Source organism: Neobacillus sp. DY30 (assembly GCF_030123065.1).
Taxonomy (GTDB): Bacteria; Bacillota; Bacilli; order Bacillales; family Cytobacillaceae; genus Neobacillus.
Map to the genome: position 1 here is coordinate 1,436,972 of NZ_CP126093.1, position 12,665 is coordinate 1,449,636.

The 12,665-nt window shown below is 36.8% G+C and carries 10 protein-coding genes; 4 read left to right on the forward strand and 6 right to left on the reverse strand.

All coding sequences use genetic code 11. The features are described 5' to 3' along the window. Window positions 1–18: 18 nt before the first annotated feature. The 5 genes from QNH29_RS06990 to QNH29_RS07010 form a co-directional block, all read right to left on the reverse strand. Complete coding sequence (locus QNH29_RS06990) at window positions 19–768, reverse strand: sensor histidine kinase (RefSeq protein WP_283864097.1); 750 nt, start codon at window positions 766–768, stop codon at window positions 19–21. 98 nt (window positions 769–866) lie between these two features. Beyond that, on the reverse strand, window positions 867–1,859 hold the full coding sequence (locus QNH29_RS06995) for an ABC transporter ATP-binding protein (protein ID WP_283864098.1): 993 nt from the start codon (window positions 1,857–1,859) through the stop codon (window positions 867–869). Further along, a complete protein-coding gene (locus QNH29_RS07000; protein WP_283865550.1) occupies window positions 1,859–2,872 on the reverse strand; it encodes an ABC transporter ATP-binding protein in 1,014 nt (337 codons plus the stop codon). Before QNH29_RS07000 ends, QNH29_RS06995 begins: the two co-directional genes overlap by 1 nt. Before the next feature lie 16 nt (window positions 2,873–2,888). Further along, on the reverse strand, window positions 2,889–3,809 hold the full coding sequence (nikB, locus tag QNH29_RS07005; protein ID WP_283864099.1) for a nickel ABC transporter permease: 921 nt from the start codon (window positions 3,807–3,809) through the stop codon (window positions 2,889–2,891). 16 nt (window positions 3,810–3,825) lie between these two features. Continuing rightward, a complete protein-coding gene (locus QNH29_RS07010) occupies window positions 3,826–4,680 on the reverse strand; it encodes an ABC transporter permease (protein ID WP_283865551.1) in 855 nt (284 codons plus the stop codon). A gap of 339 nt (window positions 4,681–5,019) precedes the next feature. Here QNH29_RS07010 and QNH29_RS07015 point away from each other — a divergent pair, with 339 nt between their 5' ends. The 3 genes from QNH29_RS07015 (at window position 5,020) to QNH29_RS07025 (ending at window position 9,137) form a co-directional block, all read left to right on the forward strand. Further along, window positions 5,020–6,597 (forward strand): glutathione ABC transporter substrate-binding protein, encoded by a 1,578-nt coding sequence (locus QNH29_RS07015; protein ID WP_283864100.1) that lies wholly within the window; start codon window positions 5,020–5,022, stop codon window positions 6,595–6,597. Between the two features lie 66 nt (window positions 6,598–6,663). After that, complete coding sequence (locus tag QNH29_RS07020) at window positions 6,664–7,902, forward strand: amidohydrolase family protein (protein ID WP_283864101.1); 1,239 nt, start codon at window positions 6,664–6,666, stop codon at window positions 7,900–7,902. Between the two features lie 14 nt (window positions 7,903–7,916). Continuing rightward, on the forward strand, window positions 7,917–9,137 hold the full coding sequence (locus QNH29_RS07025; RefSeq protein ID WP_283864102.1) for an amidohydrolase: 1,221 nt from the start codon (window positions 7,917–7,919) through the stop codon (window positions 9,135–9,137). A 40-nt stretch (window positions 9,138–9,177) separates the two neighbouring features. On the opposite strand, the gene QNH29_RS07030 is transcribed toward QNH29_RS07025, so the two are convergent. Further along, window positions 9,178–10,884: a PucR family transcriptional regulator gene (locus QNH29_RS07030; RefSeq protein WP_283864103.1), complete on the reverse strand. Its 1,707-nt coding sequence runs from the start codon at window positions 10,882–10,884 to the stop codon at window positions 9,178–9,180. A gap of 448 nt (window positions 10,885–11,332) precedes the next feature. Here QNH29_RS07030 and QNH29_RS07035 point away from each other — a divergent pair, with 448 nt between their 5' ends. Further along, on the forward strand, window positions 11,333–12,619 hold the full coding sequence (locus QNH29_RS07035; protein WP_283864104.1) for a purine/pyrimidine permease: 1,287 nt from the start codon (window positions 11,333–11,335) through the stop codon (window positions 12,617–12,619). The last annotated feature ends 46 nt before the right edge of the window (window positions 12,620–12,665 follow it).

Sequence of the window (12,665 nt, forward strand, 5' to 3'; positions counted from 1 at the left end):
TCGTAATGTTCACCTTCCTTAAATTTCAGATTTTTGTATGAATGGAAAAATAGCTAAAACACTTGTTCCATTGTCTGAGTTGATTAATTGCACAGATGTTTTACTATCTGGGAATAATAACTCCAGCCTTTTCTTAATGTTTTCTAAACCAAGTCCTCTATCTGGTGACAGTTGCTCAGATCCTTCAATCGTATTGTTCCATACCGTGATATGAATGTCTTTTTCTCGTTTTTCAATGGTTGTTTTTAAAAAGGCTTCACCAACATATCTCTCAAAAGAATGTTTAAAAGCATTTTCGATGAAGGTTTGAATAATAAAAGGGATGGTAATGGCTTGGTATACATTAGGATCAATCGTAAATTCATAATACAGCCTGTCTCGAAAACGTATTTTTTGTATTTCTAGATAATAATTGACATAGGTGATTTCCTGATCGATTGTAATAAATGTGTTATTCGTTTGATACTTAAATTTAAGAAGTTTTGATAGTGTTTCAATCGATCGAATTAATTCTGTTTTTCGATCCAGCCTTGCTAGGCTTAGTATCGAATTTAATGTATTAAAAAAGAAATGAGGCTGTATTTCTTGATTCAATTGGTTATAGAGGGCAGTTTGCAGCTCTCTTTCAAGAGTAATTTCCCGTGTTTTTTTTTCCAGCAGGTCAATTCGCTTTTCAAAAATAAATAAGAAAAGCAAGGTAAAGGCCCCTAGTAAAGGAGCTAGAGCGGCAATCATAATATTTAGGGAGAAAGCTTCAACTGTTAACATAACCGGAATTCTCCTTTATATATGAAAAAGGGAGGCTATTGCTTCTCCCTTTTTTAATATAATATTTTACCTTATTTGCGTATTATTAGAAAATAATCTTATAAAAACTTTTCTGCGTAATGACAGCTGACCATATGATTTGTATCTAATTCTCTTAAAGCTGGTTCTTCTGTTTTACATTTCTCCGTTGCAAATGGACATCGGGTATGGAAGCGGCAGCCGTTTGGCGGATTAATAGGGGAGGGAACGTCTCCTTTTAAAACCAACCGTTCACGTTTTAATTCCGGATTTGGTACAGGTATTGATGATAGCAAAGCCCTTGTATATGGATGCAGCGGTGTATCAAATAAATCTTTTTTATCTGCAATCTCAACAACTTTCCCTAGATACATAACCATAACCCGATCGGAGATATGTCTTACTACACTAAGATCGTGAGAAATAAATAAAAAGGTTAGTCCAAACTGCTTTTGCAGATTCTTTAATAGATTTAGGATTTGTGCCTGAATTGATACATCTAAGGCAGAAACAGCTTCGTCGCAGATAATTAATTTTGGATTTACTGCAAGGGCTCTGGCAATCCCAATCCTCTGACGTTGTCCGCCGCTGAATTCATGAGGATAGCGGTCAAGAGCCTCTGGCGGAAGACCAACATATCCGAGTAATTCAAGCATTCGATCGACTCTTTTTGATTTATCTACTACATCTTGGATAGCCATCGCTTCATTTAAAATTTGCTTTACAGTTTGCCTTGGGTTAAGAGAAGCAAAAGGATCTTGAAATATTACCTGTAAATCACCTCGAAGTTTTCTCATTTCTTTCTTATTTAAACCTAAGATGTCTTTCCCAGAATAATAGACCTTTCCGTCTGTAGGTTCATCAAGTCTTAAAATCGCACGGCCAGTTGTTGATTTTCCGCAGCCTGATTCACCTACAATACTTAACGTCTCCCCTTCGAATAAATGGAAGGAGACGTCGTCTACTGCCTTTACATATGATTTTGGCTTGAAGATAGAGTCTGTTTTTACAGGGAAATATTGTTTTAACTGGTCTACTTGTAATAATACTTTCTTATCTGCTGCAACCTGCATTATTTTACAGCCTCCTCTTTCGCTCCAGTCCATTGATCAGTATATATCCAGCAACGAACCTTTACACCATCATTCTGCTCGATAAGCTCTGGCTGCTGTTGATGACATAGTGGCTGCTGATGCGGACATCTTGAAGCAAACCTGCAGCCAACGGGCATATTGTAGGGACTAGGAACACTCCCTTCAATCGTTTGTAATTCTTTCTGGTCTTCATGAATTTTTGGCAATGAATCTAGTAAACCTTGTGTGTAAGGATGTCTTGGATTACCGAAAATTTTCTTTGTTGGGGCATGTTCAATAATATTACCTGCATACATGACGGCGACTGTATCACATGTTTCAGCAACTACACCTAAATCATGGGTAATCATAATGACGCCCATGCCAAGCTTATTTTGCAAGTCTTTGATCAATTCTAGTATTTGGGCCTGAATGGTTACATCCAATGCTGTTGTTGGTTCGTCTGCAATTAATACCTCAGGGGTGCATGCAAGTGCCATTGCAATCATGACACGTTGACGCATTCCGCCGCTTAATTGGAAAGGTTCTTGTTTTGCTCTTTTTTCCGGAGAAGGAATACCGACTAGCTTTAACATTTCGACTGCTTTTTCCCATGCGACCTTACGTCCCATTTTTTGGTGCAGCCGTAACGCTTCAGCAATTTGTTCACCAACTGGTAAAACAGGATTCAATGATGTCATCGGTTCTTGAAAAATCATTGAAATCTCATTACCACGGACTTTCCTCATCTCATCTTCTGACATGGTCACTAAATCTTTTCCTTTAAAAAGGATTTGTCCGCCAGCAATTTTACCAGGAGGGGAGGGGATTAAACGCAGAATAGAAAGAGAAGTAATACTTTTCCCACAGCCGGATTCACCGACAATTCCTAAAGTTTCCCCTTTTTTTAAACTGAAATCGATGCCATCAACTGCCTTACTTACGCCCCGTTTGGTAAAGAAATGTGTTTTTAACCCTTTAACTTCTAAAATTGGTTTGTTATTCTCCGTCATCATTTTTCACCACCTGTTAATTTAATTCAATCCGTTTGTTAAAGAAACGATAAAGGACATCCACCATCAAATTCACGATAACGAAAACCAAAGAGGCAACTAAGACCCCGCCTTGAACCATTGGTAAATCCCGCATCCGAATGGAGTCAACAATCATTCTTCCTAGGCCGTTAATAGCAAATATGGATTCCACTAGAACCGTCCCGCCAAGCAACGCACCAAATTGTAAACCTACTACTGTAATAACTGGAATTAATGCATTACGTAATCCGTGTTTATAAATAATCACACTTTCACGTACCCCTTTAGCACGAGCTGTTCGAATATAATCCTGACGAATAACTTCGAGCATGCTTGACCTTGTCATACGGGCTACAATGGCCGCTCCGCCCGCACCTAATGTTAATGCAGGCAAGATAACATGAAGAATACTATCCCAACCGGCAACTGGCAGGATTTGCAGTTTTACTGAGAAGAAGTACATCAACATTAATCCAAACCAAAAGCTCGGTAATGAAATACCTAGTAACGCTACGACCATCACCGTTGTATCTTTTAAGGAATAAGGTTTAATCGCAGAAATAATACCAGCGGCCATTCCTAAAACGATTGTTATAAGAATACTAAAAAAGGCAAGCTCAATAGTTATAGGCAATCTCACTAAAATTTCATCTAAGACAGGCTGACTATTCTTAAGTGATACTCCAAAATCTCCACGAAAAACACTCATTAAGTAATCGAAATATTGTACCAATAACGGTCTATTTAAACCTAATTGCTCCCTTATGCCTTCAATCGTTTCCTTTGAAGCTCCTTCACCAGCGAGCAATACTGCCGGATCCCCAGGAACTAGCTGCATAATAAAGAATACGACAAACGTTACCCCTATAACGACCGGGATTGTTTGCATTAATCGGCGTAATATAAACATCAACATCTTAATTAACCCTCCTCTATTTCTTCATTCTTGGATCAAAGGCATCACGTAATCCATCTCCAAAAATATTAAAGCCTAAAACTAGTATAGAAATAGCAAGCCCTGGAAAAATAGCGATATAAGGTGCAGAGAATAAGAAATCCCTGCCACTGCTTAACATCGTTCCCCATTCGGGAGAAGGGGGCTGGGCACCAAGACCGAGGAAAGATAAACCAGCTGCTGAAAGAATAACAGTAGCAAGTCTTAGTGTCCCTTGCACAATAATAGGTGATAGTATATTTGGCAAAATATGTTTAAAGATAATGGTTACGTCATTCGCTCCAAGTGAGCGGACAGCGTCAATATACTCGAGTCTTTTCACTTCTAAAGTAGAGCCGCGGACAATACGAGCAAATAATGGAATAGAATATGCGCCGACAGCTATCGTTACATTAATTAACCCAGGACCAAGGGCACTAATGATGGCTAAAGCAAGTAAGATCCCTGGGAATGCCAAAAGGATATCCATGATTCTCATAATGGTTGAATCAATCCATTTCCCATAATAGCCTGCGATGAGTCCCAAAATTATTCCAAAAAAGGCACCAAAGATTACTGCAGTTATTCCAATTCCCATCGAAAGTCTAGAACCATAAAGGATACGACTTAAGATATCTCTTCCTTTATCATCTGTACCCATCCAGTGATCTGCTGAGGGAGGTATTAATTTGTTTTCTAAATTAATTTCGTAAGGATCATAGGGAGCAAGTAATGGTGCGAAAAGTGCGATAAACACATAGAAAAGAATAATGATCGCACCGACCATTGCCGCTTTATTCATTGTTAAGATAGATAAGAAATCTCTTAGTTTAGATTCTTTTGGTTGATTCATTGTTTGCTTAATTACAACTGGTGAATCTGTTTTTGCTTCAAGTGTCACGTAAACCCCTCCTTAATATTTGGATTTGAAAGAATGATGTCGATTCTTGCTGTTATATTCCTCCTTTCAGAAACTTTCATTTTTTCGAGATATGTACAAATTATCAAAATTAACAGGAAAGTAAATGTTTTTTAAATTGTTTGTCAAAATAGTTAAAATACTTGTAAATATTCTGTAAATATTCCAGCGAATCATCTTCTATAATGCAGATAAGGATTTAAAAGGAATTGTGAAAAATTTTATTCCTATTAAATTCAGAATCTTATAAAAATCATCGAAGGAGAGACGAAAATGGAGGGAAACAAAAGAGTTTTAAGAAAAGCAATACTATTAGTATTAATAGGATTAATGCTATTGATTGCTCAAGCATGTTCAACAAAATCAACTTCATCTAATGAAGGAGAAAGTAAAAAAGAAGGGGAAAAACAAGGCGGCACCTTAACAGTTGTTCGACTTTCGGATGCAACCAAGCTAGACCCGCATTTTATTACGGATATTCCATCAGCCAATATTATCTACCAAAAAGTTTATCAGGGTCTTGTAGTTCCGGATAAGGACTTTAAAATTCAACCACTATTGGCGAAAGAATGGAAAGTAGTAAATGATACAACTTGGGAATTTAAATTAAGAGATGATGTAACTTTCCATGATGGAACCCCATTTAACGCAGAGGCAGTAAAAGTAACGTTTAATCGATTATTAGATCCAGCTACAGGTTCACCTCAACGTACGAAATTTGAAATGATCACAGAAGTAAAAGTAATAGATGATTACACTGTTCAATTAATGCTTGCCTACCCATATGCACCTTTGTTATCAATTTTGGCAAGCCAGGAAGGTAGCATCATCAGTCCAAAAGCTTTAGCTGAAAATCCTGAAAAACTAGCTGAACATCCAGTAGGAACAGGACCATTTGTATTTGATGCTTGGAAAAGCGGGCAGGAAATCTCATTAACGAAAAATGAAAATTACTGGGGCAAGAAGCCAAATATTGATCGTGTAGTATATAAGGTAGTACCTGAGGATGCAACCCGTCTTGCGATGATTGAAACGGGAGAAGCACACATTAATGACCAAGTACCGGTGACTGAAATTGAACGTATTGAGGCATCCGATACAATGGGGCTTTATCGTACAGAAGGACTAGCTGTTGAATTCCTTGGATTTAATACAAAGAAAAAACCGTTTGATGATGTGAAGGTTCGTAGAGCCATCAGCCATGCAATTGAAAGAGAAGCTATTATTAAAGGTGTATATAATAATGTAGGAACACTCGCAAATGCGGCGATGAGCCCTAAAGTTTTAGGTTATAGCGACAAGATTCAGCCTTATGATTATGATTTGAATGAAGCAAAGCAATTGTTAAAAGAAGCTGGTTATGAGAATGGTTTAGAAATTAAATTATTGACAAGTGACCGAAAAGAAAGAATCAACATGGCAGAAGTAATTCAATCCCAATTAAAAGGAATCGGCGTAAATGTTGAAATACAAGTAATGGAATACGGTGCATTTATTGAAATGCTTAATAATGGTGAACATGAAATGGTTATTAACGGTTGGGGAAATGCAACTGGTGACGGAGATTACAATCAGTATAATTTATTCCACTCTGCATCACAGGGTCCAGCGGGTAACCATTTTTACTACAGTAATCCAGAAGCAGACCAAAAGATTGAGGCAGCACGTAAAGAAACAGATGAAGCAAAGCGTTTAGCACTATATGAAGAAGTGATGCAAATCGAAATGGATGATGCTGTATATATCCCAATTCGTAACTATGAGCATATAGCAGCCCACAGCAAAAACGTAAGCGGTTTTTGGCTGAATGCAGCGAACTACCTTATGATTGATGATGTAGTAGTTAAGTAAAGGAAACAAATGAAAAGTACTTTTGTAAAAAAGTACTTTTCCTACTTTTTAATAGGAGGATTAAAAATGAATATATTTTGGCTGACGAATGTACGTTTAGAAAAAGGCTTCATAAAGGGAAATGAACGTATCTCAGGTACTGAAACAGAAATATGCCACTTGAAAATTGAAGATGGAAAAATTACCGAGATCACAAATGTTTTTCCTAATGATGAAGAGCGACAGGTTGATGCGTGCAGTCAACTCCTTCTTCCGACGTTACGAGATATGCATATTCACATTGATAAAACCTATTATGGCGGACCTTGGAAAGCTTGTACTCCACTTACAAAAGGTATTTTTACTCGATTAGAAGAAGAAAAAGAACTGCTGCCAAAGTTGCTGCCAACTGCCCAGGAGCGAGCAGAGAAAATGATTGAAATGTACTTAAAAAATGGTCACACCCATATTAGGACTCATTGTAATGTAGATCCTGTGATTGGTCTCAAAAATTTAGAGGCAACAGTGAACGCATTGAAAAAATACGAGGATGTTCTCACATATGAAATCGTAGCGTTTCCGCAACATGGGTTGTTAAAGAGTGAATCTGTTCAATTAGTTCGCAGTGCGATGAAGAATGGTGCAACATTAGTTGGGGGTGTTGACCCTGCTACTGTTGATCGAAATATTGAAAAATCCTTAAATACAATTTTTGAAATTGCTGTAGAAAACAATAAAGGGGTAGATATTCATTTACATGATCCCAACACTTTGGGAGCATTTACCTTTGAAAGAATGGCATATTATACGAAAGAAGCAGGTCTGAAAGGGAGGGCCACAATCAGCCACGCCATTGCACTAGGTGATTTACATGGGGAGGCACTTACAGAAATAGCTGCGGTATTAAAAGATCAAGAAATTGATATTACTTCAACAGTTCCGGTAAATCGACCTACAATTCCAATTCCAACTTTAGACAAATTTGGTATTCAAGTTTCTGTGGGACATGACAGTATTACGGACCACTGGTCACCATTTGGAACAGGGAATACGATTCAAAAGCTTGGGATTCTTGCGGAACGGTTCCGACTATCTGACGAATACTCATTGTCAAGAACCTTGAAATTTGGAACTGGAGGAGTTACACCGCTGAATGAAAAAGGCGATCGTGTTTGGCCAAAAGTTGGCGATGACGCAACCATGATGCTCGTAAACGCAACCTGTTCTGCTGAAGCAGTCGCTAGGAGGGCTGCTGTAGAAGCGTTATTTTTTAAAGGAAAAAAGGTTGAAAGTAAGTTAACACAATCAAATCCGGTACAGGTATAAAGGAGGAAATAGAATTGACCACTCCATATTGGATAAAAAACGTAAGATTAGAGACTGGGTATATCAAGGATGAAAAAGGTGTATACGAAACAAAAACGGAGCTTTTTAATTTAAAAATTGTAGAAGGAAGAATTGTAGAAAAACAGAATAATAGCTTTGTTATTCCACAAGGTGAAAGCATAAAAGATGCAAAAGGGTTATTAGCATTACCATCTTTTAAAGAAATGCACAATCATCTAGATAAAACTTATCTTTCACTTGAGTGGAAGTCACCGATACCAGCTAAAAATTTAGAAGAACGGCTACGATTAGAAGCGGCGGAACTAGAGGAATTAATGCCAACAACCAAACAGCGTGCTAGTGCTATGATTGAATTGCTTCTATCACATGGTTCGACACATATTCGAACACATGTAAATATCGATCCCTATATCGGTTTAAAGAACCTTGAGGGTGTTAAAGCTGCGCTCGAAGATTATTCAGGCAGACTTACTTATGAGATTGTAGCTTTTCCGCAACATGGGTTATTAAGAGAAAATGTTATCCCAATGATGAAAGAAGCGATGAGAACTGGAGCAAACCTTGTCGGCGGGTTAGACCCTGCAGGGATTGACCGAAATATTGAAAAATCACTCTATGAAGTAATGAATCTTGCGACACAATTTGATGCAGATATTGATATACATTTACATGATAGTGGACATGTTGGCTATTATACAGTTGACAAACTAGCTGAAATGGTAGAACAGGCAAAATGGCACAACCGTACAGCCGTCAGCCACGCTTTTAGCTTGGGGGAAGTACCATTGCCTCAGCAGGAAGAAATGGCAGAAAAGCTGAGCGGGCTGGGAATGTCTATTATGTCTACCATTCCTATTACAAGAACCCTTCCTCCAATTGATCTTTTAGATCATAAGGGGGTTAACGTTTACTTAGGCTGCGATGGATTTTATGATTCCTGGGGACCATTCGGCACAGGTGATGTGTTAGAAAAGGTAACGCGTTATGGCGAGCTATATCGTAAGAGTGATGAACGTTCATTAGCACAGTCGCTAAAATGGGCGACGGGAGGGCCTACACCATTAACGCAGGAGGGCGAGGTTGCCTGGCCGCTTCCTGGGGATGAGGCAAATCTAGTTCTTGTCCATGCATCCTGTTCAGCAGAAGCAGTAGCGAGAACACCAAAGCGTGAAGCTGTAATTTTTAGAGGAAAAGTAGTATCAGGACAATTGTAAATGAAAAGCCCCGTTATATTGGTAACGGGGCTCAGCTTTATCAATCTAGGCGAAGTTTCTTATTTAACAATCTAAAGATTTTTAATGCTAATTGGATTTGAAGGAGTTCCTCAGAATTCTTTAAATCAGAATTTAATATTTCTTTAATTTTCTCAATTCTATAGATCAGTGTGTTCCGATGCAAGAACATCGCTTTTGCTGTTTCACTGATATTTAAGTTATTTTGAAAATAATTTTCTAATGTAATGATGTAGCTGGTTCCATGTAATTGATCGTGTTCATAAATTTTTCCGAGCTGCTTCATAAAAAACTCTTCTAGGTCAGGGGCCTTAATATTTGAATCTAAAAAGTGGTAGATAGAATGATCTTCAAAATGGGATACTCCGCCACTGTTTTCAAATTTTTGCATTAATCTTATCGATTCATTTGCTTCCGAAAAGCTTTTATGTAGAGAATGAATGGTTTCATACTGTCTGCCAATGCCGATTAAGAAGTTGGAATTGCTAATTTGCTTATTCAAGATACTATATAGGTTATTAGTGTATTGTTTTGCTTCATTAACAGAAACTGCCGGTCGGTTTTCATGCTGTCCGATTAAGATGATGATGCGATTGTTTCGATGAATGCATGTAACTTCTCCATCTGCTTTATTAGCGTAATCATATATTAGCTCTACACATTTTCGGGCTTTATTTTCCAAGCTGACCCTTCTAGCCACCATATCCTCATACTTCTCTAACTCCTCTGATTGTATATTAATCACAATACAGTAATACATATAATTTGAATGGAGTCCATGCATTTCACTTAGCGTATGGATGGTTTCACTAGAGGTTATTTTTCCAGTAAGCAAATCATCAAAAAAGTCCTGTCGGATCTTTAATTTCACTTCTTCTATTTCCTTGGCTTTTATTCTTTCAAGCGCAATGTTCGTCGATGCCTGTTCTAAAATGATGAAGTCAAATTCAGTTAGTTCACTTACTGTTTGCCATACAATTATATATCCATAAATATAGCTTGCTGCGGCAACAGGCAAGATTCTACAATTTACTTCGATGTCTTCTAAATAATAAATACGTTGAATGGTCTTTTTCATTTCACTTACATTTTTAGGAATAGAGTCAACGAATTCCTTTGGAAAAGCAGGTCTATTTTTCACCAAATCTAAACAGTATGAAAGCGGAACTTTATTATTCATATGTTCTGTAAAGTCCACTAGTTTCCAATCTTCATTTACAAATATAATTGGATTATTAATGGTCTCAGATAACATTGATAAAATTCTATCTATTCCTCCGCCTTCAAGTGTAATTCTAAAAAATAAATTATGTATGTCTAGAGTTTTTCTATTTAATAAATCATATCTTCCCGATGCTTTTTCATTAATAATCGAAATAACCCTTGATAAGGTATATTCAAATGGTAATTCTAATAATGGTAATCCAAGCCTGTTTGCTTCGTCAATCATGTTCTGTGGGAGTTTATCAAAGTATCTTTTCATTTTGACAATTAGTCCGGCACAGTTTATTTGGGAAAGCTCTTGAATGATTCGATTCTGTAACTCTTCATTGTCCTTGAAAATATATCCTGTTGATAAAAGTAATTCATTTGGTGATAACCAATCGAATACCTCAGGATTTTCAATAATATTTACAATCGCTATCTCATTATTAATTCCTTTTTCCCCAGCTACTATTTTTAATCCATCAATCGCTTTAATTTCAAAAAGGTCCTTAACGGTTAACAATCTTTACACATCCTAAAATATCATTTCCACCCACTTTCATTGTACAACATGCTCAAATGAAATCAAGTTTTTATGGTTCAGGTAAACAATGACTTTCTTAGGTATTAGAACTAAAATGTTTTTAGGACCAAGTATGATTCAAAAGAGACTTCTTAGAGAATAATGGATTAATAGTGATTATCTATAATTCTGGCAGCTTAACATAAGGTATCGTTTAAAGAAGAGAAAGATTAGTTTGAAGAAGTGTTTGTGACAATTTTAACACAACTCATTATGCATGGTGCCTAAAAACTTAAGATTATTTTAGGCAAGGTAACCAATAAAATTTTAGACTCTTACATAAGCTTAACAATTAATTATATTTTGTTATAATTGAGAATGTCTGTTGCTGTCCCTTATTGGAACAGGATTTTGACATTTTTTAATCTGAAAGGTTAATAAACAATCAATGAATATAAAAAACAATTACTTAAGTGTGTTTCAATGGTTTATCTATTTACTTGCTAATTCTATTGCGCTTCCAATTGTAATTGGAAATGTATTTCATTTATCTGCGGCAGAAATATCCGCTTTAATGCAGCGGACGTTTTTTATCGTAGGATTGAGCTCTTTTATTCAAGGGAAATTTGGTCACAGATATCCAATAGTAGATGGGCCAGCTGGCTCTTGGGTTAGTATTTTTGTTATCTTTGCTAATATTGGAACGCAGCAAGGTTTGTCATTGATGGAGACTATACGAACCCTTGAGGCGGGATTGATTGTTGCTGGAGTAATATTATTCCTGTTAGGGATAACAAAGTGGGTCCAACATTTATTGATTCTCTTTTCACCAATTGTTACTGGCACATTTCTGTTTATATTAGCTATACAATTAAGTGGTGTCTTTTTAAAGGGAATGGTAACAATGGATAGCAGTACGGGTCAGCTTGATGTGAGGAGCTTTCTATTAGCTATTTTTACATTTACCTTTATTATTGTACTTTCATCTAAAGCTAAAGGATGGTTAAAAAACTATGCAATCTTATTAGGAATTTTAGCAGGGTGGATTGCATTTTTAATTTTAGGAGAAGGTCGTCAAAGCAATTCAGTAGTATCAACTGATATCATCAAGCTGCCAGAAATTTTTCCATGGGGTTTCCCTGTAATAACGGGGAGTGTATTGATTACAACTATCTTATTTACTTTTTTACTCATTTCTAATACATTAGCCGCCATCACCGCTGCTGAGGAATCAATCCCAAATAATAAAGGGCAATTCCGTGTTAGGCTTAATCGAGGAACCTCGATAGGAGGAGTTTCCCATCTATTATCTGCTGTATTTTCAACAATTGGTGTGGTGCCTTTACCAGCTACAGCAGGCTTTGTTAGATTAACAAAACAATACCGTATAATTCCTTTTCTGTTTGCATGTGGGATTATGATATTGATTTCATTGTTTCCGAGTATTGTTGGCTTCTTGGCTTCCTTACCATTACCCGTAGCCAGTGCTGCTTTATTAAGCACACTAATCGAGATGCTCGGGATAGCAATTCGCTCACTGACAAAACAGCCATTAAACGACAGGAATATAACAATTATCGGGTTATCCTTATTATTTGGAATTGGAATCATGTTTTTACCAGATGATATCTTTAACGGTCTTCCATATATCATTCAAAATATAGGTAAAAATGGTTTATTAGTAGGAACATTACTAGCAATAATTCTTGAACAACTTTGGAAATCCAAAAATTAAGCTGCAGAGACAAATGTCCTGCAGCTTAATTTTTATAAATATACAA